29 protein-coding genes are annotated in these 24,876 nt (G+C 67.2%); 11 read left to right on the top strand and 18 right to left on the bottom strand.

Annotated features, from left to right (window positions below; all coding sequences use genetic code 11):
- Positions 1-11 precede the first annotated feature (11 nt).
- From FGS76_RS18185 to flgA, 5 genes are all read right to left on the bottom strand, one after another.
- Positions 12-437, bottom strand: a complete 426-nt coding sequence (locus tag FGS76_RS18185) for a hypothetical protein (RefSeq protein ID WP_240692597.1) — start codon at positions 435-437, stop codon at positions 12-14.
- Between the two features lie 125 nt (positions 438-562).
- Positions 563-1,810, bottom strand: coding sequence for an EAL and HDOD domain-containing protein (locus FGS76_RS18180; protein ID WP_138774076.1), 1,248 nt, complete (start codon positions 1,808-1,810; stop codon positions 563-565).
- 25 nt (positions 1,811-1,835) lie between these two features.
- Complete coding sequence (locus FGS76_RS18175) at positions 1,836-2,285, bottom strand: flagella synthesis protein FlgN (RefSeq protein ID WP_170214513.1); 450 nt, start codon at positions 2,283-2,285, stop codon at positions 1,836-1,838.
- Position 2,286: 1 nt separating this feature from the next.
- Positions 2,287-2,574, bottom strand: a complete 288-nt coding sequence (gene flgM / locus FGS76_RS18170; RefSeq protein WP_205717290.1) for a flagellar biosynthesis anti-sigma factor FlgM — start codon at positions 2,572-2,574, stop codon at positions 2,287-2,289.
- A gap of 122 nt (positions 2,575-2,696) precedes the next feature.
- Positions 2,697-3,404 carry a flagellar basal body P-ring formation chaperone FlgA gene (gene flgA / locus FGS76_RS18165; protein ID WP_138774074.1) on the bottom strand — a complete coding sequence of 236 codons (708 nt, stop codon included), beginning with the start codon at positions 3,402-3,404 and terminating at the stop codon, positions 2,697-2,699.
- Between the two features lie 169 nt (positions 3,405-3,573).
- On the opposite strand from flgA, the gene flgB reads away from it, so the two are divergent.
- The 11 genes from flgB to flgL all read left to right on the top strand — a co-directional run bounded on the left by flgB (position 3,574) and on the right by flgL (position 13,618).
- On the top strand, positions 3,574-3,987 hold the full coding sequence (gene flgB / locus FGS76_RS18160) for a flagellar basal body rod protein FlgB (RefSeq protein ID WP_138774073.1): 414 nt from the start codon (positions 3,574-3,576) through the stop codon (positions 3,985-3,987).
- 24 nt (positions 3,988-4,011) lie between these two features.
- Positions 4,012-4,419: a flagellar basal body rod protein FlgC gene (gene flgC / locus FGS76_RS18155; RefSeq protein ID WP_138774072.1), complete on the top strand. Its 408-nt coding sequence runs from the start codon at positions 4,012-4,014 to the stop codon at positions 4,417-4,419.
- Positions 4,419-5,096 (top strand): flagellar hook assembly protein FlgD, encoded by a 678-nt coding sequence (locus FGS76_RS18150; RefSeq protein WP_138774071.1) that lies wholly within the window; start codon positions 4,419-4,421, stop codon positions 5,094-5,096. Before flgC ends, FGS76_RS18150 begins: the two co-directional genes overlap by 1 nt.
- Positions 5,097-5,127: 31 nt before the next feature.
- Complete coding sequence (gene flgE / locus FGS76_RS18145) at positions 5,128-6,318, top strand: flagellar hook protein FlgE (RefSeq protein ID WP_138774070.1); 1,191 nt, start codon at positions 5,128-5,130, stop codon at positions 6,316-6,318.
- Positions 6,319-6,322: 4 nt separating this feature from the next.
- Positions 6,323-7,063, top strand: a complete 741-nt coding sequence (locus FGS76_RS18140) for a flagellar basal body rod protein FlgF (RefSeq protein ID WP_138774069.1) — start codon at positions 6,323-6,325, stop codon at positions 7,061-7,063.
- Positions 7,064-7,083: 20 nt separating this feature from the next.
- On the top strand, positions 7,084-7,866 hold the full coding sequence (gene flgG / locus FGS76_RS18135) for a flagellar basal-body rod protein FlgG (RefSeq protein WP_138774068.1): 783 nt from the start codon (positions 7,084-7,086) through the stop codon (positions 7,864-7,866).
- A gap of 40 nt (positions 7,867-7,906) precedes the next feature.
- Positions 7,907-8,560: a flagellar basal body L-ring protein FlgH gene (locus FGS76_RS18130; protein ID WP_240692596.1), complete on the top strand. Its 654-nt coding sequence runs from the start codon at positions 7,907-7,909 to the stop codon at positions 8,558-8,560.
- Positions 8,561-8,578: 18 nt separating this feature from the next.
- Positions 8,579-9,700, top strand: coding sequence for a flagellar basal body P-ring protein FlgI (locus tag FGS76_RS18125; RefSeq protein ID WP_138774066.1), 1,122 nt, complete (start codon positions 8,579-8,581; stop codon positions 9,698-9,700).
- Entirely contained in the window at positions 9,700-10,692 is a 993-nt protein-coding gene (gene flgJ / locus FGS76_RS18120) for a flagellar assembly peptidoglycan hydrolase FlgJ (protein ID WP_138774065.1), read from the top strand. Before FGS76_RS18125 ends, flgJ begins: the two co-directional genes overlap by 1 nt.
- Before the next feature lie 81 nt (positions 10,693-10,773).
- On the top strand, positions 10,774-12,393 hold the full coding sequence (gene flgK, locus FGS76_RS18115) for a flagellar hook-associated protein FlgK (RefSeq protein WP_138774064.1): 1,620 nt from the start codon (positions 10,774-10,776) through the stop codon (positions 12,391-12,393).
- A gap of 13 nt (positions 12,394-12,406) precedes the next feature.
- On the top strand, positions 12,407-13,618 hold the full coding sequence (gene flgL / locus FGS76_RS18110; protein ID WP_138774063.1) for a flagellar hook-associated protein FlgL: 1,212 nt from the start codon (positions 12,407-12,409) through the stop codon (positions 13,616-13,618).
- Positions 13,619-13,789: 171 nt separating this feature from the next.
- On the opposite strand, the gene fliR is transcribed toward flgL, so the two are convergent.
- From fliR to fliF, 13 genes are all read right to left on the bottom strand, one after another.
- The gene (gene fliR, locus FGS76_RS18105; RefSeq protein ID WP_138774062.1) at positions 13,790-14,575 is read right to left on the bottom strand and encodes a flagellar biosynthetic protein FliR; all 786 of its coding nucleotides are present in this window, start codon (positions 14,573-14,575) and stop codon (positions 13,790-13,792) included.
- Entirely contained in the window at positions 14,572-14,841 is a 270-nt protein-coding gene (gene fliQ, locus FGS76_RS18100; protein WP_138774061.1) for a flagellar biosynthesis protein FliQ, read from the bottom strand. Before fliQ ends, fliR begins: the two co-directional genes overlap by 4 nt.
- A gap of 121 nt (positions 14,842-14,962) precedes the next feature.
- Entirely contained in the window at positions 14,963-15,715 is a 753-nt protein-coding gene (gene fliP, locus FGS76_RS18095; protein WP_138774060.1) for a flagellar type III secretion system pore protein FliP, read from the bottom strand.
- Positions 15,712-16,146 (bottom strand): flagellar biosynthetic protein FliO, encoded by a 435-nt coding sequence (gene fliO, locus FGS76_RS18090; protein ID WP_138774059.1) that lies wholly within the window; start codon positions 16,144-16,146, stop codon positions 15,712-15,714. Before fliO ends, fliP begins: the two co-directional genes overlap by 4 nt.
- Entirely contained in the window at positions 16,143-16,616 is a 474-nt protein-coding gene (fliN, locus tag FGS76_RS18085; protein ID WP_138774058.1) for a flagellar motor switch protein FliN, read from the bottom strand. The genes fliO and fliN overlap by 4 nt, the downstream gene beginning before the upstream one ends.
- Positions 16,609-17,637, bottom strand: a complete 1,029-nt coding sequence (fliM, locus tag FGS76_RS18080) for a flagellar motor switch protein FliM (protein WP_138774057.1) — start codon at positions 17,635-17,637, stop codon at positions 16,609-16,611. Before fliM ends, fliN begins: the two co-directional genes overlap by 8 nt.
- Positions 17,638-17,650: 13 nt before the next feature.
- On the bottom strand, positions 17,651-18,127 hold the full coding sequence (gene fliL, locus FGS76_RS18075) for a flagellar basal body-associated protein FliL (RefSeq protein WP_138774056.1): 477 nt from the start codon (positions 18,125-18,127) through the stop codon (positions 17,651-17,653).
- 134 nt (positions 18,128-18,261) lie between these two features.
- A complete protein-coding gene (locus tag FGS76_RS18070; RefSeq protein WP_138774055.1) occupies positions 18,262-19,422 on the bottom strand; it encodes a flagellar hook-length control protein FliK in 1,161 nt (386 codons plus the stop codon).
- A gap of 21 nt (positions 19,423-19,443) precedes the next feature.
- The gene (gene fliJ, locus FGS76_RS18065; protein WP_138774054.1) at positions 19,444-19,887 is read right to left on the bottom strand and encodes a flagellar export protein FliJ; all 444 of its coding nucleotides are present in this window, start codon (positions 19,885-19,887) and stop codon (positions 19,444-19,446) included.
- On the bottom strand, positions 19,884-21,254 hold the full coding sequence (gene fliI, locus FGS76_RS18060) for a flagellar protein export ATPase FliI (protein ID WP_138774053.1): 1,371 nt from the start codon (positions 21,252-21,254) through the stop codon (positions 19,884-19,886). The genes fliJ and fliI overlap by 4 nt, the downstream gene beginning before the upstream one ends.
- Entirely contained in the window at positions 21,251-21,964 is a 714-nt protein-coding gene (gene fliH / locus FGS76_RS18055) for a flagellar assembly protein FliH (protein WP_138774052.1), read from the bottom strand. The genes fliI and fliH overlap by 4 nt, the downstream gene beginning before the upstream one ends.
- The gene (gene fliG, locus FGS76_RS18050) at positions 21,957-22,952 is read right to left on the bottom strand and encodes a flagellar motor switch protein FliG (protein WP_138774051.1); all 996 of its coding nucleotides are present in this window, start codon (positions 22,950-22,952) and stop codon (positions 21,957-21,959) included. The genes fliH and fliG overlap by 8 nt, the downstream gene beginning before the upstream one ends.
- Complete coding sequence (gene fliF, locus FGS76_RS18045; RefSeq protein WP_138774050.1) at positions 22,945-24,657, bottom strand: flagellar basal-body MS-ring/collar protein FliF; 1,713 nt, start codon at positions 24,655-24,657, stop codon at positions 22,945-22,947. Before fliF ends, fliG begins: the two co-directional genes overlap by 8 nt.
- Positions 24,658-24,876 lie beyond the last annotated feature (219 nt).

Here is a 24,876-nt window from a genome sequence, read left to right as displayed (position 1 = left end):
CGCCGGGGCGATCACTTGCCGGGGCGGGGAATGCGCCAGCCGTCCTCGCCGCGCTGAAGGTCCAGCCGCCGCTCCTGGCGGAAGGTATCGCCGGCCTCGAAGTTGCCGAATTCCACCCGCACCGCCGCCAGCGCCATGATCATGGCGAACCGGTCCATGGCGTTGCGTTCCTCGTCCTGCTTGATGGTGCGGGTATATTCCGACAGGCCCTGGCGGGCTTCCAGGGTATAGAGCACGTCCAGGGTGTACTGGTTTTCGTCTTCCTGGGGGTAGGTCTTGACCACTTCCACCTCGGTGACTTCCAGCAGTTCATTGAGGTGGGCGTCCTGCAATTCCCGGTTCAGGGCATCGCGGACAACGTCGCCGTCGGGGCTTTGGCTACAGGCGGCCAGCAGGGTCATCAGGGCCAGCAGACCGGCCAGGGAGAGCGCGCGCATGGGGCATCCTTGTTATTGCTGTTGTGGCATCCGTCGATACGGGCGTGGCGCGCCACTGTAGCATGGACACGGCGGCCGGACATGGCCCGCCGGCCCGGCCGCCGCTGACTGCGCGGACAGCGGCCTTAACGACGGGGCAGGCGCATCACCTGCTGCACCTGGCGAGCCCAGGCCACGCTGTGCCGGTACGCCACCTCGTAGTAGGCGCGCTCCTTGAGCAGGTGCAGCTCGTCGAAACGGCCGGCCTGGTAGGCCTCCACCTCGGTGAGAATTTCCCCCAGGCCGCCGGCGCGGGTAAGCAGCGCCAGCTTGATCGACTGGTTCAGCGGCACCTGGTCCATCAGCTCTTCCATGCCGATGTCCAGCAGGGTGTCGAGCTGGGACAGCAGGCCGACGATAAAGTGGTCCACCGGGTCCGGCCGGTCGCACAGTTCCGACAGGGTCTCGCACATGCGCCCGCGTATCAGCATCTCCCGGGCCAGGGCTTCCGGCTTGTCCGGCGCGCCCTCCACCAGGAACAGATTGGCCCAGCGGCGCAGTTCGTCCATCCCCAGCAGGGCGATGGCGTGGGACAGGGTGTTCACTTCCCGGCGCAGCCCCATGGCGGCGGAATTGACGCTTTTGAGGATGCGCCAGGTAAGCTGCGCGTCCTTCATGGCGATCTGTTCCAGACGGGCCGGTGAGGCATCCGGATTGTGCAGTTCGGAGAGCAGCTGCAGCAGCAGCAGATTGCTGGCGGCGATCTTCTTGCCCTTGACCGGTTCCGGGGTGCTGAGGAAATCACCCTGGTAATAGTCGAACCCCAGATCCAGGCAGCGGCGGAACACCTCCCGGTCGTCCAGGTGGTCGGCCAGCCGCTCCACGCCGTGGCGGCGCAGGCGCTCGGCGGCGCGCTCCACGCCGGCCTGGTCCAGGGCGCGGGTGTTGACCTTGACGATATGGATGATGTCGAGCAGCACGTCCAGCTCGTCGTCGTCCGGGTCATAGTCGGCCAGGGCCAGCCGGTAGCCCCGGCGTGCCAGGTCGCGCAGGCGCTCCACCAGATCCGAGGTCAGCACCAGTTCGCCGGGAATTTCCAGGATGTATTGCCGGCGCGGCAGGGAGGGCAGCGACGGCGACATCAGCATTTCCTCGGTGACGCGCAGGAAGCTGGGCACCGATTTGATGCGTCCTTTCTGAAACAGGGAGGTGTAGGTGCCGAGGATGATCGGGCCACTGTGCTCCAGGTCGGCCAGGGAGGCCTCCTTGCCGTTTTCTCCCTGCACCAGCAATTGCAGGGCCGCCACGTCCTGGCCCCGGGTATAGATCGGGCGACAGGCGAGCAGTACCTCGAGCTTCTGTTCTTTCTCAAGGAGAACGCGGGTTTTACTCACGAAGCGGAATTCCTGATGTTCGAAGTCAGACGCGCTGGTCGAGCCGACGGCCGTTGCCCCGGGCCTGGCCGTCCGGGCCGTACAGCCCGCCTTCCGCCTGATCCCGCAACACGTTGAGCAGGCGTTGGTTGTGCTCCATGCGCACGCCGATCATGGTGCCGTTATCACGGTTCAACCGCGCGGCGTGACGGGCGGCATCAAGAATACCATGCCACAGCTCGGCGCACCCGGCGTCCGCGGCGGCGCGCTGGTCGCCCTGCCGGTCGTCGCTGTAGCCGAGCCGCTGCTGCACCTGGCGCCGGTGCCGTTCGAACCGCTCCAGCTCGGCCAGGGCGGCACTCTTGTGCTCGGCCACCCGGGCCAGCTGCTCGCCGTCCACGCGGCCGTCGGCCAGCAGGGCGCGCTCCTGGTCAAGCAAGGTGACCAGGGCGTCCAGGCGGGCGCGGTGATCGCGCAGGTGCGCCGCCAGGCCCATATCAGCCTTCCTGACCGTCGGCTTCGCCAAGCATATCCCGTACGCTGTCGATAAGGCCATCGGCGATGCGGTCGGCGTGGATTTCCAGGGTGCCGTCGGCGATCGCCTGACGCAGTTCCTCCACCCGGGCGGTGTCGATGTCCTGGCCGTCGCCGGTGGGCGGCCGCAGGTGTGCGATTTCGCCGGCGCCCTTTTCCGCGGGGGTGCCTTGCGCCGTGACCTTGTCGCTGGCCTTGCCGGGTACTACCGAACCGGGTTGGGTCAGCGGAGAGATGTTGTCGATTTTCAAGGGAGAGCCTCCATCACGCGTTCCCTCCGAGTATCGGCCGGGCGCGCTCCAACTTTAACGGTCGCGGGTGACCAAGGTCACATTTTGCATATTCAAAGGCCCGGGGCTTCAATCCCGGCCACTCAATATTGTACCCGTGCTTCGCCGGGGCCGGTGACCCGGGCGGTGACCACCTGACGGTCGGGCAGCCGCACCCGCACCTGGCCACCCAGGCCGGCCTCGTCCAGGGCCCGGCCCTCGCGGGTGATCCGGAACCCCTCGCCACCGGCCACCAGGGTCACCGGCTGGCGCCGTTCGATCAGCGGGGGCCGGCGCAGCTGGTGGCTTTGCGGCACCACGCCGGCGGCCAGCGGCCGGCGCGTCTCCAGCCCCAGCAACTGGTCCCGCCGCGTCAATGCCTGGTCCGGCAGCCCGGCCAGATCGCCGTGCCGCTGTTCCAGCATATCCGCGCCGATCACCGTGCCGGCGTCCAGCGCCCGGGCGGTCACCCAGTAGTCGCCGCTCACCGACACCCGTGCCCGCCGATAGCGCACCGTGGCGCCGCTGTCCTGGCAACGTATGCCCACCGTCACCCGGCCGGCCAGCGGCTGGCCCTGGCCGGGCAGGAACGCCCGGGGCGCCGGGCAGGGCGGCAGGGTGGCGGTGGCCGGCGCCACCGTCACGGTCACGGTGCCGTCCAGCGCCTGGGCCCGTTGCGTGAGGAAAACCCGTGCCACCTCCGCCACCGGATCGTCGCTATTCGCCGGGGCCGCATCGGCGCCCGGCGCCGCGCCGCACCACAGGCACAGGCACAGTATCAATGTCAGCAGGCGCGCCAGGCAACGGAACATGGGTGTGGGCCTCCGGGGGTTTCACCAATCATGGGTCCATTCTAGGCCGTTGGCGAACGGACGAAGATTGGAAATGGGGGGCAAATCGCGGTTTGTTTTCGCCTTTGCACGGACCGCTTTGTTGCCAGTATGGCAGTGGTCCATTCCCTTTTGATCGAGGAGTCCCGGCATGATCGACCGGCTCGCCGCCGCCCTTGACTACGACCAGCAGGCGCTGGGGCTGCGCCACCAACGGCAGCAGGTGCTGGCGAACAATATCGCCAACGCCGACACGCCCAACTTCAAGGCGCGTGATTTTGATTTCGGCCGTGAGCTGTCCCGGGCCATGGGCCCGGAACAGCCCGGCCAGGGTGGTCTGGCCATGCGCACCACCTCGGCGCGGCACCTGGCCGGCCACGGCCCCTCTTCGACGGTGGGGGATCTGCTCTACCGGGTGCCGGACCAGCCCAGCCTGGACGGCAACACCGTCAATATGGATGTGGAACGGGTGCAGTTCGTGGACAACTCGGTGCGTTACCAGACCGCGCTGTCCATGCTCAACAGCCGCATCCAGGGACTCAAGTCGGCGATGCAGTCGGAATAACGGCCAGCGCCCAAGGAGACAACCATGTCCATGTTTTCGATTTTTGAGATTTCCGGCTCGGCCATGAGTGCCCAGGCCCAGCGTATGAACGTGACCGCCAGCAATATGGCCAACGCCGACAGCGTGGCCGGGCCGGATGGCCAGCCCTACCGCGCCAAGCAGGTGATGTTCGAGGCCCGCGACCAGAACGGCAGCGGCGTGGGCGGCGTGGCGGTGCGCGGCGTGGTGGAGGACAACGCGCCGATGCGGCGGGAGTACCAGCCGCGGCACCCGCTGGCCGACGAGGAAGGTTACGTGACCATGCCCAACGTGGAACCGGTGCACGAGATGGTCAACATGATCTCCGCGTCCCGCTCCTATCAAGCCAACGTGGAAGTCCTCAATACCAGCAAGCAGCTGATGATGAAGACGCTGACCCTGGGAGAGAACTGATGAGCGCCATCGACACCAGCACCCTTAACGCCATCAACGGCCGCGCCGCCTCCGCCGCCAGCTACGGCACCGACGCCGACGATCTGCAGGACAGTTTCATGACCCTGCTGGTCACCCAGCTGCGTAACCAGGACCCCATGAACCCCATGGAGAACGCGGAGATGACCTCCCAGCTGGCGCAGATCAACACGGTCAGCGGCATCAAGGAACTCAACACCACCCTGGAAGCGATCACCGGGCAGCTGGACGCCGGCCAGGCGATCCAGGCCGCCGGTCTGATCGGCAAGGGCGTGCTGGTGCCCGGCGAGCGGATTCTGATGGGTGAGGACGGTTCCTCCACGCCGTTCGGTATCGAACTGGGCGGCGCCGCCGAGGAAGTCCGCATCACCATTCGCAACGGCAATGGCGAGGTGGTGCGCCGGTTCGATCCCTTCGCCATGGACGCCGGGGTGGAATCCTTCACCTGGAACGGTGAGATGGACGACGGCGAGATCGCGCCGAAGGGGGCCTACAGCGTTTCCGTGGAAGCCACCGCCGACGGTGAGGACGTGCCCGTCACGCAGCTTAACTATGCCCTGGTGAACGGCGTGAGCCTGGACCCCCAGGGGGCGCCGCGCCTGGATCTGGGCGGCATTTCCGAACCGGTGAAGCTGGCGGATATCCGCCAGATTCTCTGACCCGCATTCCGCAACTCCGAGGAGCAGACAGATGGGTTTTTCACAGGCACTGAGCGGTCTTAATGCCGCCGCCACCAACCTGGACGTGGTCGGCAACAACATCGCCAACTCTCAAACCGTGGGCTTCAAAGGCTCCACCACCCAGTTCGCCGACGTGTACACCGGGGCCCTGGCCGGCCAGGGCGTGCGGGTGGCGGCGGTGCTGCAGGATTTTTCCAACGGCACCCTGGAATCCACCGGCCGTAACCTGGACCTGGGCATCAATGGTGGCGGCTTCTTCCGCTTCCAGCAGGGGGAACAGGTGGTCTATTCCCGTAACGGCCAGTTCTCCCTGACCGCCGACGGTTACCTGGAAAACGCCCAGGGCGCGCGCCTCACCGGCTTCCCCGCCGGGGTCGGCACCGGCGGCCAGCCGGGCGTGCTGCAGGTGCCCGCCGGCTCCATGCAGGCGGTACCCACCAGCGCGGTGAAGGCGTCCTTCAACCTGGACGCCACCAGCCCCAATGTGGACCGTGCCACGGTGCCGTTCGACGCCACCGATTCCGACAGCTATACCTATGCCAACACCGGCACCGCCTACGATTCCCTGGGCGTGCAGCGCACCATGACCACCTACTTCACCAAGACCGCCGACAACACCTGGGAAGTACGGGTGGCGGTGGACGGCAACCCGGACAACGCCAATGTGGGCCAGCTGGTGTTCAACGGCAACGGTACCCTGGACGAAGTGGCCAGCAACTACGGCAACTACACCTTCACTCCGGGCGGTGGCGCCGATGCGCTGAACTTCAGCCTGGACTTCGACGGCACCACCCAGTTCGGCCAGGACTTCGCGCTCGACTCCCTGACCCAGAACGGCTACACCGCCGGCGCCCTGGTGGGCGTGACCTTCGATGAGGTCGGCAACATCATCGGCAACTACTCCAACGAGAAATCCCAGGTGCTGGGCACCATCGCCCTGGCCAACTTCCGTAACCCGGAAGGCCTGGAGATGGTGGGCGACAACGCCTGGGTGGAAAGCGGCGCCTCCGGCCAGGCACTGCTGGGCCTGGCGGGCCAGGGCCAGTTCGGCAGCCTGGAGCCCGGTTCCCTGGAGAACTCCAACGTGGACCTGACCTCCGCGCTGGTGGATCTGATCGTGGCCCAGCGTAACTACCAGGCCAACACCCAGACCATCAAGGTGCAGGACGAAGTGCTGCAGAGCGCCGTCAACCTGAGGTAATCCCATGGACCGCATCCTCTACACCGCCATGAGCGGTGCCAAGCAAACCATGGATCGCCAGTCGGTGGTGAGCAACAACCTGGCCAACACCAGCACCGCCGGCTTCCGCGCCCAGCTGCACGCGCTGCGGGCGGTGCCGGTGCAGGGCGATGGCCTGCTGCCCACCCGCACCTCGGTGATGGCCTCGACCCCCGGGTCGGACTTCAGCGCCGGCCCGGTGAACGCCACCGGGCGGGATCTGGACGTGGCGCTGCAGGGCAATGCCTGGCTGGCGGTGCAGCCGGACGGTGGCGGCGAAGCCTACACCCGCCGGGGCGACCTGCAGGTGAACGGCGACGGTGTGCTGACCAGCGCCGGCCGCCCGGTGGTCGGCGAGAACGGCCCGATCCTGGTGCCGCTGGGCGCCAGCCTGTCGATGGGCGCCGACGGCACGCTCAGCGCCATCGGCGCCGGCGAGGACCCGGACGCGCTGGTGCGCATTGGCCGCCTCAAGCTGGTGGACGGCGATGCCGGCGATCTGCGCCGGGGCGAGGACGGCCTGTTCCGCGCCGCCAACGGCAACCCGCTGGGCCGCGACGAGGAAGCAAAGCTGGTGTCCGGAGCCCTGGAAGGCAGCAACGTCAGCCCGATCGAAAGCATGGTGGCGATGATCGACAACGGTCGCCGCTACGAAATGCAGATGAAAGTGATTGAAAGCGCCGACCAGAACGACCAGCGGGCCAACAGCCTGCTGTCGATCAACTGAGTTAAGCACGAGGAAACGCCATGATTAAATCACTGTGGACGGCGAAAACCGGTCTTGAATCCCAACAGGTCAAGATGGACGTAATCGCCAACAACCTGGCCAACGTCAGCACCAACGGTTTCAAGAAAACCCGCGCCGTGTTCGAGGATCTGCTCTATCAGAACCTGCGTCAGCCCGGCGGCGCCAATGACGTGCAGAACAATCTGCCGTCCGGCATGCAGGTTGGCTCCGGGGTGCGCCCGGTGGCCACCGAACGGCTGCACAGCCAGGGCGGTCTGGAAAACACCGGCAACTCCCGGGACCTGGCCATCAACGGCAAGGGCTTTTTCCAGGTGCGGATGCCCGACGGCAACATCGCCTATACCCGTGACGGCAGTTTCCAGCTCGACCAGAACGGTCAGATGGTGACCTCCAGCGGTTACCCCCTGGAACCGGCGGTGCTGATTCCCGACAACGCCCTGTCGGTGACGGTGGGCAAGGACGGCCTGGTGACCATCACCGAGCCGGGCTCCAACCAGAGCACCCAGGTGGGCCAGCTGACCCTGTCCACCTTCGTCAATCCGGCCGGCCTGGAAAGCGTGGGTGAGAACCTGTACCTGGAAACCTCCGCCTCCGGCATGCGCACCGAAACCACCCCCGGCCTGAACGGCGCCGGCAGCCTTTACCAGGCCTATGTGGAAACCTCCAACGTCAATGTGGTGGAGGAAATGGTGAACATGATCCAGACCCAGCGCGCCTACGAAATCAACAGCAAGGCGGTGCAGACCTCCGACGAAATGCTGTCGCGTCTGGCCCAGCTCTGATCTTGAACGGATGAAGCGGATGAAGCCCGTCGCCCCTGTAATGGTCCCCGTTGTTATCGCCATCCTGGCGCTGTCCGGTTGTGCCCAGCTGCCCCGGCCCTCGGTGGTGGGGGAGCAGGAAAAGGTGGCGATTCCCCAGCCGCCCCCGGCGGAGCCCAACGGTTCCCTGTTCCAGGCCCGGCGCGGCTACCGGCCGCTGTTCGAGGACCGCCGTCCGGTGATGATCGGCGATATGCTCACCGTGGTGCTCGACGAACAGGTCAGCGCCTCGAAGAGTTCGCAGAGCAACGCGGACCGGAACGGCTCGGCGGCGCTCACCCCCACGGCGGTGCCCAAGGGGCTGGAGGATCTGAACGACTATGGCTTCGACGTCACCGGGCAGAACACCTTCCAGGGCGGCGGTGGTTCCCAGGCGCAGAACACCTTCAGCGGCACCATCACCGTCACCGTGCTGGAGGTACTCGGCAACGGCAATCTGCGGGTGCGCGGCGAGAAGCAGATTCTGATCAACCAGGGCACCGAGTTCATTCGCTTCTCCGGCGTGGTGGACCCCATGGAAATCACCGCCGGCAACCGGGTGGCCTCCACCCAGGTGGCGGACGCGCGCATCGAGTACGTGGGCGACGGCTACATCAACGAGGCCCAGACCATGGGCTGGTTGCAACGTTTCTTCCTGAACATTTCCCCTTTCTGACGGCGAGGGCCGGGCTCCATGGCATCTTTTCCGAAACGGCTGTGCCGGTTGCTGCTCACCGCCGCCGCGCTAACGGTGCTGGCGGTGCCGGTGGCACGGGCCGAGTCACTGCGTGAACTGGCCGACTTCGCCGGCGTGCGCGACAACGTGCTGATCGGCTACGGCCTGGTGGTGGGCCTGGACGGCACCGGTGACCAGACCATGCAGACGCCGTTCACCACCCAGAGCCTGACCAACATGTTCAACCAGCTCGGCATCACCATTCCGCCGGGCACCAACATGCAGCTGCGCAACGTGGCCGGGGTGATGGTCACCGCCAACCTGCCGCCGTTCGCGGCGCCGGGGCAGCGCATCGACGTGGTGGTGTCGTCCCTGGGCAACGCCCGCAGCCTGCGCGGCGGCACCCTGTTGATGACCCCCCTGAAAGGCGCCGACGGTGCCACCTACGCCCTGGCCCAGGGCAACCTGCTGGTGGGCGGCGCCGGCGCCGAGTCCGGTGGCAGCAGCGTGCAGATCAACCAGCAGGCCAGTGGCCGCATCGCCAACGGTGCCCAGGTGGAGCGGGAAGTGCCGCTGGCCCTGGGCGAAGCCAACGGCATATTGGAGCTGCAACTGCGGGAGGCGGACTTCGGCACCGCCGAGCGCGCCGTGCGCGCCATTAACGCGGAATTCGGCGACACCGTGGCCAGCGCCGCCAACGCCCGCACCATCCGTTTGCAGGGCCCCACCACCGCCGACGACCGGGTGTCGTTCATGGCCCGGGTGGAGCGCGTCTACGTGACGCCCACGGAGGCGCCGGCCCGGGTGGTGATCAACGCGCGTACCGGCTCGGTGGTGCTGAACGGCCGCGTCACCCTGAAGCCGGCGGCGGTGGCCCACGGCAGCCTGTCGGTGGTGATCGACACCCGCTTCGGCGTCAGCCAGCCGGCACCGTTCGGCCAGGGTGACACCACCGTGGTGCCGGACAGCGACATCAGCATCCGTCAGCAACCGGGCACCCTGAGAATGGTGGAAGGCGCCGACCTGATGGAAGTGGTGGATGCCCTCAATGCCCTGGGCGCCACGCCCCAGGACCTGATGTCGATTCTGGAAGCGCTCAAGGCCGCCGGGGCCCTGCGCGCGGAACTGGAGATCATCTGATGATCAACGGCGATCCCACCCAGGCGCGTTTCGCGCTGGACATGCAGGGCCTGGAGCGCCTCAAGCAAGGCGCCGCCCGGGACCCGGGTGGCCAGTTGCGCGAGGCCGCCAACCAATTCGAAGGGCTGTTCCTGCACCGCATGATCCAGGCCATGCGTGACGCGGTGCCACGCTCCGGTCTCACCGACAGCTCGCAGATGCGCTTCTACGAATCCCTCTACGACCAGCAGTTGTCCCAGCACCTGGCCGGCCGGGGCGTGGGGCTGGCGGACCAACTGGTGGCGCAGCTTTCCAAGTACGTGGACAAAGCGGACATCGCCCAGGGCACGCCCCGGGCACTGCCCGGCGTGTCGGCGGCCGGCGCCGCCGCGCCGTCAGCGGCCCCGGCCCGGCCCGCCGCGGACGCGGTTGAACGGCGCGCCGTGGATGCCCCGCGCCCGCCGCTGCGGGCCGCCGCCAATACCCCGGCGTCGGCGGGCCAGTCCGCCCCCGAAGCTTTCATCAATGAGCTGCTGACCCCGGCCCGGGACGCGGCCCGCCGCACCGGCGTGCCGGCACCGCTGATCCTGGCCCAGGCGGCTCTGGAAACCGGCTGGGGCCGCCACCGCATCACCACCGAGGACGGCGCCGACAGCCATAACCTGTTCGGTATCAAGGCCGGTTCCGGGTGGCGCGGCCGCACCACCGAAGTGACCACCCATGAATACATCGACGGCCAGCGGGTACGGCGGGTGGAACGCTTCCGGGTGTATGACTCCTATCAGGATGCGTTCGCCGACCACGGCCGCCTGCTCACCGGCAACCAACGCTATGCCGGCGTGGCCGCCGCCGCTGATCCCGCCGACGCCGCCCGCGCCCTGCAGCGCGGCGGTTACGCCACCGATCCGGCCTACGCGGACAAACTGGTGCGGTTGATGGATCAGATCGGCGCCATGGCGGGTGATGAACGCCTGATCGCGGCGGAAACCACTGCCCCGATTTCCGCGCCGTAGGAGCGGCTTCAGCCGCGATCCCGGATTAAAGAAAACGGCGTCCGGGCCGATAACCGGTACATCGAATAAAGGAAGGCGGACATGAGTCTTTTCACCATTGGTCTGAGCGGTCTGAACGCCGCGCAGAACGCGCTCAACACCACCAGCAACAACATCAGCAACGTCTATACCCCGGGCTATAACCGGGAGCTGACCGTGCTGGGCGAGCGCAATGCCGGCGGCGGGGTGCGGGTCAATGATATCCAGCGCCAGTTCGACCATTACGTGGCCGATCAGCTCAACGCCGCCAACAGCAAAGCCAGCGGCCTGAGCAGTTATCAGACCCAGATCAGCCAGATCGACAATTTGCTGGCGGATCAGGACGCGGGCCTGGCGCCGCTGATGCAAAAATTCTTTTCGTCCATGGAGGATCTGGCTTCCACGCCGTCCGATCCCGCCGCCCGCCAGGGCGTGATGGGCGCCGCCGATACCCTGACGGCCCAGTTCCGTGCCTTCCATTCCTACCTGCAGGACATGCAAAACGGCATCGACGGCAAGATCCGTGATGAGATCACCCAGATCAACAACAGCGCCGACCAGCTCGCCTCCCTGAACCGGGAGATCGCCCTGGCCAAGGCCAAGAACGGGGAGGCTCCGAACAGCCTGCTCAACCAGCGTGACCAGCTGGTGGCCGACATCAGTAAACGGGTGGATGTGCGTCTGACCGTGCAGGAAAGCGGCACCTACAACCTGTCCATCGGCAATGGCCAGCCGATCGTGGCCGGCACCCGCAGCTTCTCCCTGGAAGCGGTCACCTCCTCCGGCGATCCGACCCGCACGGTGGTGGGTTACCGGGATTCCGCCGGCAACATCAACGAACTCGCGGAAGACGGGCTGAAAGCCGGCTCCCTGGGCGGGTTGCTGGCGTTCCGCTCCGAAACCCTGGACAAGACCCAGAACCAGCTTGGCCGGCTGGCGGTGTCCCTGGCCAGCGCCTTCAACGACCAGCACCAGGCCGGCACCGACCTTAACGGGGATGCCGGGCAGGCTCTGTTCGAGGTGGGGCAGCCCCGTGCTTTCACGAATGAGAAGAACACCGGTGGCGCCTCGATCAGCGCCGTCTACGGCGACATCAGTCAACTCACCGCCAGCGACTTCGACCTGGTGGTCAGTGACGCCGCCGCCGGTGAATTCCAGGTCACCCGCCGGGATACTGGCGAGCGCTTCACCGCCACCCTGGACGGCAACGGCGAGATGGCCATTGGCGGCACCGTGGTCACCATCGGCAATGCCGGCACCCTGAGCGACGGCGACCGCTTCACCCTGCAGCCCACCCGCCAGGCCGCCGGCAAGATGGAAAACCTGATCCACGACTCCGCGCTGATCGCCGCCGGCCAGGGGGGCGGCAGTGGCGACAACGAAAACGCCCTGGCCATGCAGGACCTGCAGGACGCCCTGCTGGTGGGCGGCGGCGCCACGCTCAACGGCGCCTACGCCTCCATGGTCGGCGATGTGGGCAACCGCACCAATATCGTCAAGGCCAATTTGCAGGCCCAGCAGGGCCTCAGCGAACAGCTGCGGGCGGTGCAGCAGTCCGAGTCCGGGGTCAACCTGGACGAGGAAGCCGCCAACCTGATCCGTTACCAACAGTATTATCAGGCCAACGCCAAGGTGATTCAGACCGGCGCCACTCTGATGGACGCCATTCTCGGCCTGCGTTAACAGGGAACCAGACATGCGTATCAGCACCGTCACCATGTACGAACAGAGCCTCAGCGCCCTCAACCGCCAGCAGGGCGAGTTCACCCGGGTGGGCCAGCAGATCGCCACCGGCCGTCGGGTGGTCAACCCGTCCGATGATCCCCAGGCCGCCTCCCGGGCGGTGCAGGTGGCCCAGTCCCTGGCGGTCACCGGCCAGTACGCCGATGCCCGGGTCAGTGCCCGCAACGCCCTGTCCCAGGAAGAGAGCGTGCTGGACAGCGTCGGCGACGCCATCGCCAGCGCCAAGACCCAGATGATCCGCGCCGCCAGCGACACCCTCAGCGACGCGGACCGGGATTCCGTGGCCAGCGACCTGCGTGGCATCTACGAAACCCTGATTGGCCAGGCCAACGCCACCGACGGCAATGGCCGCCACCTGTTCGGCGGCTACCAGGACGCCAGCGAGCCGTTCGTGCGCGCCGCCGACGGTTCGGTGAGCTACGTGGGCGACACCAATGTTCGCCAGCAACGCATTGACGCCTCCCGCACGCTGCCGGTGACCGATAACGGCAAGACCATTTTCCAGAGCGTTCACAGCAGCGCCGGCTATGTGGCCGAGGCCGCCGACGGTAACGCCGGTAACGTCACCTTCAACGGGCCGCGCATCATCGACGAAAGCGACCCGGCGTTCGGCAACGCCTTCCAGATCGACTTCCAGGTGGCCGCCGGCGCCACCACCTACACCGTCAACGGGGGCGCGCCCCAGCCCTACGAGGACGGCGCGCCGATCACCGTGGGCGGCCTGTCCATCACCCTTAAAGGCACCCCGGCGGACAACGACAGCGTGACCATGGACCGGGCCAGCAACATGAACACGGACCTGTTCAAGACCTTCGAAAAAGCCCTGGCGGTGCTCGAACAACCCGCCGGCACCGACGCCCAGAAGGCGGCCCGCTCGAACACCATCAACACGGTAATGCGCGAACTGGACAACAGCCTGGACAACGTTCTCACCGTGCGCGCCTCGGTGGGGGCACGGCTCAACGAACTGGACGTGGTGGACTCGGTGGGCGCCAACCGCAAGCTCAACTACACCGAAAACCTCTCCAACCTGATGGGCGACCTCAGCAACCCGGCCACCTTCGCCGAAGTGGTGTCCGAATACAGCCTGCGCCAGGTCAGCCTGGAAGCCGCCCGCAAAGCCTTCGTGGACATCAAAGGAACCAGCCTGTTCGATCGGCTATAACAGCCGGTCGGCCGGCGGGCCTCAAGCTTCAAGCGCCAAGCTTCAAGCCAAAGGCCCGCCGGCCGCAGGCCGCGGCACCGCCTCCCAGCCGCGACCTTTCAACTTTTAACTTTCAACTGGCCCCTTGACCGGCACAACCCAGCCGAAACGCTATCCTGGCTTGCAGCTTGCTTAACCCCCCGCCAAAGCCACAACCAACGCCTGAAGAAAATCCAAACCCTGCCCGAACAACCCCTGCAAAAAGCGGCCGAAGTCGGTCATCAAAACGGTGAGCAGGAACAGACCCAGGGTGAGGGAAGTGGGGAAGCCCACCGAGAACACGGTGAGCTGGGGCGCGGAGCGGTTGAGGATGCCCAGGGACAGATTGACGATCAGCAGCGGCGCCACCAGGGGCAGGGCCAGCAGTAGACCGGAGACGAAGATGGTGCCGCCGTAGCGCACCAGCATTTCAAAGGCGCGCGGGTTGAGGCCGGCGGTGCCGATGGGCAGGGTGCGGAAGCTGGTGGCGAGCAGATCGATGACCATCAGGTGGCCGTTCACCGCCAGGAACATCAGCAGCGTGATCATGTAGAACAGCCGCGACAGAATCATGGTGTTGACCCCGTCCGGGGTGACGAAGGTGGCGAACGCCAGCCCCATCTGCAGGCCGATGTATTCGCCGGCGGCCTGCACGGCGGTGAAGGTGACCCGCAACGCCAGCCCCATGGCGATGCCGATCAGCAACTGCTCGACCACGATCCCCAGCCCCGCCCAGGACCACACCGGCGCCGCCGGCATGGGCGGCAGCAGCGGCGCCACCACCACGCTGATCAACACCGCCAGGCCCACCTTGACCTGGCGGGGCACGGCGCTGTGGCCGAGCAGCGGCGCCGCCAGAAAGAATCCGGACAGGCGCATGAACGGCCACAGAAAGGCGGTCAGCCAGGCGTGCAGTTGATCGAAGGAAACCCCGATCATTGGATCAGAAACGGAATGTTCTGAAACAGGGTGCGGGTGAAGTCGGTGATCAGACTGAGAAGCCAGGGCCCGGTGATCACCAGCACCGCGAACACCGCCAGGATCTTGGGAATGAACGACAGGGTCATCTCATTGATCTGGGTGGCGGCCTGGAACAGGCTCACCAGCAAACCAACGGCCAGCGCCGTGAGCAGCAGCGGCGCGCCCAGGTAAAGCGTGGTCATCATCGCCTGGTAGGCGATGGACATGACGGTTTCCGGTGTCATTTGTTTCTCCCAACGCAACCCGTAGGAGCGACTTCAGTCGCGATAAAGTCACGATCAAAAACCATCGCGACTGAAGTCGCTCCTACCGTGCTTTCATAGCGACCGTGCTTTGATAACCGGCTTAAACAAAGAAACTCTGCGCCAGCGACCCGATAATCAACTGCCAGCCATCCACCAACACGAACAACATCAACTTGAACGGCAGGGAAATGGTGGCCGGTGGCACCATCATCATGCCCAGGGCCATCAGCACGCTGGCCACCACCAGGTCGATGATCAGGAACGGAATGAAAATGGTGAAGCCGATCTGAAAGGCGGTTTTCAGTTCGCTGGTCACGAACGCCGGCAGCAGCACCCGCAGGGGCAGGTCCTCCGGCCCCTGCAGCGGGCCGGTTTCCGCCAGCCGCGCGAACAGCGCGATATCCGGTTCGCGGGTTTGCGCCAGCATGAAGATGCGGAACGGTTGCACCCCCCGGGAAGCGAATTCGGCGAATTCAATGTCGCCCTGTTCCAGGGGCACCCAGGCGTCGTCGTAGACCTGGTTGAACACCGGCGACATCACGAAAAAAGTCAGAAACAGGGTCAGCCCCAGCAGCACCTGGTTGGGCGGCGCCGACTGGGTGCCCATGGCGGTGCGCAGCAGGCTGAGCACGATGATGATGCGGGTAAAGCAGGTCATCATCAGCAGGATGGCGGGGATAAACGCCAGGCTGCTGAGCAGCAGCAGCGTCTGCAGTTTGATCGACCATTGCTGGCCGCCGTCGCCGGTGGGCTCGGTAATGATGCCGGGCAGGGCCGCCTGGCTCCAGGCCAGTTGCGGCGCCAGGGTGGCGAGCAGCAGCAGCCAGGGCAGGGCGCGGCGCAGCCGGTTCATTGCCGCCCTCCGCGCAAATTCTGTTTGAGGGCCTGGGCGAAGCGGGCGGCGAACGGCGCCGCCGGGTCCGGAGCTTGGTCGGACTGGGGCGCGCCGTCCAGCGGCGGTGCCTGTTCCACCGGGTAGTGGTGCAGCCGGTTGACCCGGCCGCCGCCCACGCCCAGCACCAGCCGGGTGCCGTCCACGTCCACCACCACCACCCGCTCCTTGGGGCCCACCGCGCGGCTGGCCACCACCGTCAGGCGCCGGGCGTCACGGCCCTGGCCCGGCGTCAGCCGGCGCAGCAGCCAGCCGCACAGCAGGATCACGCCCACCAGCAGCAGCAATACCAGGGCGGTCTTGCCGAGGGCGGCCATGCCCAGCATGGCTTCGCCGCCACCGGACATGGACACGGCCTGCAGGGCGTTATCGCGGGCGGCGTCGGTGCTCATCGGTTGAGTTTCTGCACACGCTCGGAGGGCGTCACGATCTCGGTGATGCGGATGCCGTACTTGTCTTCCACCACCACCACTTCGCCCTGGGCCACCAGGTAGCCATTGATCAGAATATCCATGGGCTCGCCGGCCAGGCCATCCAGCTCGATCACCGAGCCCTGGGCCAGTTCCAGCAGCTGCTTGATGGTGATGCGGGTGCGGCCCAGTTCCACGCTCAGCTTCACCGGGATATCCATGATCATTTCCAGATCACGGTTGCCACCGGCGCCGCTGTCCTCGCCCAGGGGCTTGAACACCTGATCACCGGCGGCGCGGGGGTCGCCGGCCTGCTGTTGCTCGGCCATCGCCTCGGCCCAGGGATCGTCCTCGCCGGCGGCGTTGCCGCCGTCTTCCTGGCCCTGCTGCTCGGCGAGCGCCTTGTCCCAGTCGTCGTCAGCGTTGTGATCGGGTTTGTTGTCGTCACTCATGGTCGGAGTCCTTGCTCTTCACGAAGCCGGCGGCGGTGGCCGCGTGGGCATTGGCGTGGTCAATCACGCGCGTGACACGCAACGCGCGTTGCTGGTTGCGGCTGCCGTACTCACATTCCAGCACCGGCACGCCGTCCACCCGGGCGGTCACCGTGTCCGGCAGTTCAATGGGCAGCACGTCACCGGGCTTCAGTTTCATCACCTGGGAGATGCGGCTGGGCACGGTCAGGAATTCCGCCACCAGCTCCACCTCGGACTGGCGGATCTCACCGGCCATGCGATGGCCCCAGGTGTAGTCGGAGGTGCCTTCGCGGCCATCCAATATCGGGTTGTTGAGCTGCTCGCGCAGCGGCTCGATCATCGAGTAGGGCATGCACACCTGGAAGTCGCTGGACAGGTTGCCCACTTCCAGATGGAAGGTGGTGTTGACGATGATCTCGTTGGGCGAGTTGGTGATGTTGGCGAACTTGGCCTGGATCTCCGAGCGCAGGTAACTGATGTCCAGGGCGTACACGGATTTCCAGGCATCCTGGTAGCCGTCGATGGCCAGACGCAGGATGCGCTGAATAATGCGCTGCTCGGTGTTGGTGAACTCGCGGCCCTCGGACTTGGTCACGAAGCGGCCGTCGCCACCGAACAGATTGTCCACCACCATGAACACCAGGCTCGGCGGAAACACCATCAACCCGGTGCCGCGCAGCGGCTTCATGGCGATCAGGTTCAGGTTGGTGGGCACCGGCAGGTTGCGGGCGAAGTCCTTGAAGCTCTGATAACGCACCGAGTCCACGGTGATGTCGGCGCTGCGCCGGATCAGGTTGAACAGGCTGACCCGGAACAGGCGCGCGAAACGCTCGTTGATAATGTCCAGCGCATGCAGACGCTCACGGATCACCCGGTGCTGGGAGGCCGGGTCATAGGCCTTGGGGCGCTTGTCGCGCTCCGGCTGAGAGTCCTCATCGCCGCCCGGGCCGTTGAGCAGGGCGTCGATTTCTTCCTGGGACAGCAGATCGTCTTGTGCCATGGCCGGCTCCCGATTACTGCACGATGAACTCGGTGAACAGCACCTCCTGCACCGTCAGTTCCGGCTGCGAAGGCGTCAGCGGCTCCTCGAACATGGCGGTGACGTCACGGGCCAGGGCGCGCTTGCCGTCGGCGGTGGCGGCGGTTTCCGCGTCCTGGCTGGAAAGCAGCATCAACAAACGGCTGCGCAGCGGCGGCAGATTATCCAGCAGGTAACGCTCGGTCTTCTCGTCGCCCACCTGCAGGGTCAGGCCCACGTACAGCAGCCGTTGCCCGCACAGGTCGCCCTGCACATTGACGGTGAACGGGTCCAGCTTGATAAAGCGGGCCGGTTCCGGCGCCTTGCTTTCGGCGGCCGCCGGGCCGGCTTTGGCCTGCTCGTCCTTACCCAGCAGCAAGTACAGATTCACTGCCACCAGGGTGGCGACCAGCACCGCCATCAGGGCGATCAATGCCACGACCTTACGGGATCGTTTTCCGGGCTCTGCCATGGTTGATGCTTTCCTTACCTGAAAAATGAAACGTTAGTGGTGCCAGTATGGCCGCTGGCCCGCTTCCGGGATGGTCGGAAAAGCGGGCGATATAGGGGCTATTTTGGATTCCGGTGGCTTGCCGCCGGCCGGCATCAGGCATACAGATCCACGCCACCATCGTCGGCGCGGTGATCGGCCACCGGCGCGGTGACGGGGGCGTCGTCCACCGGCTCGGCAGCGGCCATGGAGGTGGCCGCGCCAGGCTGACCCTGGCCGTCGCCACCGCCGTCACCGCCGCTGAACTGGCGGGGCTGATCGCCGACCATGGCCTCGCCCAGGGCGATGCCCTGTTGCGCCAGCGCCTCACGCAGTTGCGGCAGCGCCTGCTCCAGGGCGCCACGCACGGCGGCGTGGCTGGAGAAGAAGTGGGCCTGGGCACCCTGATCGTCCACCTTCAGAGAAACACTCATCGGCCCCAGATCGCGGGGGTTGAGGTGCAGCTCCATGCGCTGCTCGCCGTGGCGCGCCACGCTTACCAGCTGCTGGCCCAGCTCCTGGCCCCAGGCCTGGCTGGCCACCGGCGCCTGCAAGGTCACGGTGGTGGAAGCGGGGGCGGCGGGCGAGGCCGGCGCCGGGGTGTGGGTGGCGGCGGTGGCGGTCGGCGCCGGGCCTTCGCTGCTGGTCACGGTGCGCGCCGTGGGCGCCTCGTTGACCACCGGCGGCACGCCGGCGTCGGCTTTCAGGGGCGCGCTGCTGGCATCGCCGGCCGGGCGGCCCTCCGGGCGGGTGCCGTCGGCGGCCGGGTTGATGGCCAGATCGTTGGCGGCCCGGGCCTCACCCCGGGGCTCGCCCCGGGCCGCGGCGCCGGCCGCATCCGGCACCCGCGCCGCCAGGGGCGCGGTGGCCGGGGCATCGCCGGTGGGGTTACCCGGCTGCGCCGGGGGCGCCGGCGCGGTGATAAGCGGGTTGAGCACCGCCTCCGGGTCCGCCGCCGGCACCGGGTCATCGGTCGCCGACGGCTCCGGGCGATCGCCGTCCCCGCTCACCTCGGCGCCGCGCGCCTGGGAGGCCGCCGGCATCAACGGCGCCCGCAGCAGCGCCTCGCCGATCATCGCGGCGGGGGAGGGCGGCGCCTCCGGAGCGGTGGCCCGGGCGCCGGCCAGCAGCGTCAGCCCGTCGGCCGGGGAGGCACCCTGCGCGGCGGCGCGGGCCAGCACGTCCTGGAAGCCCGCCGGCAGGTCGCCGCCTTCGGTCGGGGTGGCGGCGCGGGGGGTGCCCGCCGGGCGGGCGCTGAGCAGTGCACTGATGTCCATGAAGTCTCCCGGGCCAGAGCCCTATCGCGGTCGCCGGGCCACGGCGTTGTTGGTGGATTCGTCACTGTCGCGCTGTTCGCGGCGCCGCTCCTGGTGGCGCGCCTGCGCCGCGCGGCGCTGGGAAAGGGTGTCGTAGCTGGACAGCTGCCGCTGTCGCTGCTGCCACTGGTCGCGGCTGGCGGCCACCCGCTGACCCTGTTGAGCCAGAGCCTGGCGCGCCTGCTCGATGGCGTCGTCCAGGGAGCGGATAAAGCGCCGGTAATCGCCCAGCCGGGCGGCGTCGATGCCGGCGTTCATGGCTTCCTGCAGTTGCCGGCCATAGTCGGCGCGGTACTGCTCCAGGGCGTGCAGCTGGGCGGCGCTTTGCGCTTCGCCCCGGCGTTCGTCGGCGAGCAGTCGGCCGGCTTGGTCGCGGGCTTCCCGGCTTTTTTCGATCAGGGTTTCGAGAGGATTGGACGCGGTCATTGCAGCAGTGCCTCCAGATCATGGCGGGCGTTGTCGATATCGGCCCGTTCGTCGATTGCCTGTTGCAGAAATGCCTCGATGCGCGGGTACAACTGCACCGCCTCATCCAGCAGCGGATCGTGGCCGGGGCTGTAGGCGCCGACGCTGATCAGATCCTGGTTGCGCTGGTAGCGCGAGAACAGTTGCTTGAAGCGCTGCGCGCGCCGCCACTGGCGGTCGTCGACGATGTGGTTCATGGCGCGGCTGATCGAGGCTTCGATGTCGATGGCCGGATAGTGGCCGGCCTCCGCCAGGCTCCGGGACAGCACCACATGGCCGTCGAGGATGGCGCGGGCGGCGTCGGCGATCGGGTCCTGCTGGTCGTCGCCTTCGGTGAGCACGGTATAAAAGGCGGTGATCGAACCGCCGCCGCTTTCGGCGTTGCCGGCGCGCTCCACCAGACCGGGCAGTTTGGCGAACACCGACGGCGGGTAGCCCTTGGTGGCCGGCGGCTCGCCGATGGCCAGGGCGATTTCCCGCTGGGCCATGGCGAAGCGGGTCAGCGAGTCCATGATCAGCAGCACGTTGCGGCCGGCGTCCCGGAAATACTCCGCCAGGCGGGTGGCGTAGGCGGCGCCCTGCAGGCGCTGCAACGGCGAGGTGTCCGCCGGCGCCGCCACCACCACGGCGCGGCGACGGCCTTCCTCGCCGAGAATATTGTCGATGAAATCCTTAACCTCGCGGCCCCGCTCGCCGATCAAACCGACCACGATCACGTCGGCGCTGGTGTAGCGGGCCATCATGCCCAGCAGCACCGACTTGCCCACGCCGGAGCCGGCGAACAGGCCCATGCGCTGGCCCCGGCCGATGCTCAGCAGGGTGTTGACGGCGCGAATGCCCACGTCCACCTGGGCGTCGATGGGGGCCCGCGCCAGCGGGTTCAGCGGCGGCGCCGCCAGGGTGTCGTGGGGGGCTTCGTCCAGCGGATCGCCGTCGTCCAGGGGGCGGCCGTTGCCGTCCACCACCCGCCCGAGCAGGGCGTCCCCCAGGGGGAAGCGGCGCGCGCCGGCGCCATCCTGGCCCAGGGGAAACACCCTGGCCCCCGGGGTCAGGCCGCTGATTTCCACCAGCGGCATCAGAAACAATCTGTCGCCGGCGAAACCCACCACCTCGGCCTCGGCGAAGCCGGCCGGCTGGCCGCCGCCGGAGGACAGTTCGATACGGCAACCGCTGCCCAGCGGCACCCGCAGGCCCACCACCTCCAGCACCAGGCCGGCGGCGCGTACCACCCGGCCGCTGGTCAGGTAGGCGGGGGCACCGGCGATCCGTTCGCTGACCTGGCCGAGGGCCTGGCACCAGTGCTGGTGGTGGCGTTCGGCGGCGCTCATGAGGGCTCTCCGGATTCCTGATCGTCGGCGCGACGGCGGCGCCGCACCCGGCTGGCCACCGTGGCCCAGCGGGTCTCCCAGGTGGCGTCCAGTTCGCCGCTGGGGCTGGTGACCCGGCAGCCGCCCCGCTGGAGCTGGTCGTCCGGGTGCAGCTTCCAACCCGCCGCCGCCAGTTCCGCGCCCAGGTCCTTTTCCACCAGGGCCAGATCCAGGGGGTGCAGCCAGAGCCGGGTTTTGCCGTTCAGGGAGGGCTCGTCGTGAATCAGTTCGCGGACGATGGTGAGGACCTGGCGGGGGCGCGCGCGCAGCGCCTCGCCGGCCAGCTGGCGGCCGGTGGCCAGGGCCAGATCCACCAGTTGTTCGGCGACCTCACCGTCCAGGGTGCGTAACGCCTCGCTGAAGCCGCGCGCCAGTTCCGCCAGGGGCATCAGGGTGTCCACGCGCTGGCGGGCGGTTTCCTGCTCGCCCTGCTGACGGCCTTGTTCCAGGCCTTGGTCGAGACCTTCGCGGTGGCCGGCTTCGTAGCCGGCCTGGTGACCCTCCCGCCAGGCTTCCTCGCGCACCTTTTCACGCAGCGCGCGCAGTTCCGATTGGTGGTCGAAGGAGGGATCGCTCGGTTTGCCGGCCGCTGCCTTCGGCCGTTCTTCGTCCAGTTCCGCCATGCGCCAGGGGCGCCAGGCCTGCCGCGGGTTGCCGGAAGTCTCAGACATAGGTGTCGTCCCCACCGCTCAGCACGATCTCGCCGCTGTCGGCCAGGCGGCGTACCACCTGAAGAATGGCTTTCTGTTCGTTCTCCACCTGGGATACGCGGATCGGGCCGCTGGCTTCCAGGTCCTCGCGCAGCAGGGTGCTGGCGCGGGTGGACATGTTGCGCAGGAATTTTTCCTTGAGCTGTTCGTTGCAGCCCTTCAGGGCGATCACCAGGGAATTGCTGTTGATTTCCTTGAGCAGCAGCTGGATGCCCCGGTCGTCCACGTCCTGCAGGTTCTCGAACAGGAACATCTCGTCGATGATCTTCTGGGCCAGATCCTCGCTGTGGGCGCGCACCGTCTCGATCACTCGCTCCTCGGCGCTGGAGTTCATCAGGTTGAGGATCTCGGCGGCGGTGCGCGCGCCGCCCATCTTGCTGCGCTTGAGGTTCTGACCGTCGAGCATGCCGCCCAGTACCTCGGTGAGCTCCTGCAGGGCGGCGGGCTGCACGCCGCTGAAGGTGGCGATACGCAGCACCACGTCGTTGCGCAGGCGGTCGTCGAAATACTCCAGCACATCGGCGGCCTGGCGCCGTTCCAGATGCACCAGGATGGTGGCGATGATCTGTGGATGCTCGTCGCGGATCATTTCCGAGACGATATTGGCTTCCATCAGGTTGAGCGCGTCGATGCCGGAATTGGCGCCGCTCTGTTCCAGGATGTCTTCCAGCAGGCTGGAGGCGCGCTCGCTGCCCAGGGCCTTGGTCAGCACCGAACGGATGTGGTCGCTGGAGTACAGATTGAGCGCCGCGTATTGCTCCGACTCGTCGTAGAAATCGTCCAGGACCTGGCGCATTTGATCATGGGAAACATGGCCCAGATTGGCCATTTCCTGGCTGATTTCCTGCACTTCCCGGGCGGACAGGTGGCGGAATACCTCGGCGGCGCTGTCCTCATCCAGGGCCAGCAGCAGAATCGCTCCGCGTCGGAGATGGCTCAGCTCAGTCATTACGGTTCATCCAGCTGCGTACGATCATTGCCACCATGGCCGGATCTTCCTGGGCCATTTCCTGCAGATCCTTGAGGTTCTGTTCGTGGGCGCCGTTCTTCTGACGTCGGCGGCGTGGTTGGGCCGGCTCCTGGGCACGCGGCTCCTGCGCGTCGCCGTTGGGCCGGGCGGCGTAGGGCGCGGCGGCCACCGGCGCCGGGGCCACCGCGGCCTGCGGGGCCAGTGCCGGACGCTGTTCCAGGAAGCGGCGCAGCAGCGGCCGTATCACGTACAGGAACAGCAGCAGCGCGGCCAGGCCCACCAGCAGCCAGCGGCCCAGGGACAGCAACAGGGTTTGCCAGAACGGATCGCGCCACCAGTCACGCGGTTCCAGCACCTCGGTGTCCTCGGTGAACGGGCTGTTGAGCACTTCCAGGCCGTCGCCACGGGCTTCGGAGTACCCCATGGCCTGGCGCACCAGCTGGCGGATACGCTCCAGCCGTTCCGGGTCCAGCGGTTCGCTCACGGTCTCGCCCTGGTCGTTGACCACGTCGTGGTAATCCACCACCACCGCCACCGACAGCCGCTCCAGGCGGGCGCGCTGGTGCTGTACGTGGGTCACGTCCCGGTCCACTTCGTAGTTGACCACGCTGTCCTGATTGAGGCGCCGTACCGGTTGGTCGTTGGTGTTGGCGCCATTGCCGTTGCCGTCGGCGTTGGCCGGGTCATTCTGTATCGGTGACGGCGCCGCCCCCGGCGGGGTGTTGCTGAGCGCGCCGGGCACGCCGGCGGCCAGATCCTCACCGCCACGGTATTGTTCGTTGAGCTGGCGGCTGCGCACCGCCGCCGGGTTGCCGTCCTGGTTGGGGCCGTAGCGCTCGCTGGTTTGTTCGCGGCGGGAGAAGTCCACGTCCGCCACCACCTGGGCACGTACCCGGTCGCGGCCGAGAATCGGCGCCAGAATGCTTTCGATGCGCTGGCGGTAGCCGCGCTCCAGATCACGCACATATTCCAGCTGGCTGCCGTCCAGGCCGCCGGTGCCGCCTTCCGGCCGGGACAGCAGGCGCCCGGCCTGGTCCACCACGGTCACGTCTTCCATGGCCAGTTCCGGCACACTGCCGGACACCAGATGGACGATGGCGTTGACCTGGCCTTCGCCCAGCACGCGCCCCGGCGCCAGGGTCAGGATCACCGACGCCTTGGCCGGCTCACGGTCGCGGATGAACACCGACGGCTTGGCCATGGACAGGTGTACCCGGGCCCGCGCCACCGGCCCCAGGGCCTCAATGGAACTGGCCAGCTCGCCCTGCAGACCGCGCTGGAAATTGACCCGCTCGGCGAACTGGCTGATGCCGAACGCCTGCCGGTCCATGATCTCGAAGCCCACGTTGCCGCCTTCCGGCAGCCCCTGTTCGGCCAGCTGCAAACGCAGCCGGTGGACCTGATCGCCGGGCACCATCAGGGCCTGGCCGCCCTCGGCGAAGCGGTAGGGCACCGCCCGGCTTTCCAGCTCGCTGATGATGCGGCCGCCGTCGGCCTCGCTGAGATTGCTGAACAGCACCCGGTACTCCGGGGTGCTGGCCCACATCAGCAACGCCGCCACCACGGCGATCACGGCGGCGCCACCCACCAGCAGCGGGACCAGCGGATTGGCGCGCAGCCGTGCCAAAAGCGCTTCCGCGCCGCTGGGGTTGCCGGATGGCCGGTTGGGGGTGCCGTTGCTCATGCCATCCCCCGGATCTGGGTGTGCTGTTCGGGCATTGCTAGGTCTCTTGGTCGGGGCCGGCGGCACGATCCCCCGGCCACCGGTTATTCAACGCTTGCCATTATCGGCACCCGGGAGCACGTCAAAGGAGAGAAAAGCCCCGCTTTTTGCCGTCAATTGGGCGCATGGGTCCCGGCGGCCCGCTGCTAATCTGCTCGCCGTGATCCGATCCCGGTTTAT

This window comes from Alloalcanivorax gelatiniphagus (assembly GCF_005938655.1).
GTDB lineage: Bacteria > Pseudomonadota > Gammaproteobacteria > Pseudomonadales > Alcanivoracaceae > Alloalcanivorax > Alloalcanivorax gelatiniphagus.
Note: the sequence above shows the minus strand (reverse complement) of the source record. Positions and strands in the feature narration are given on the sequence as shown.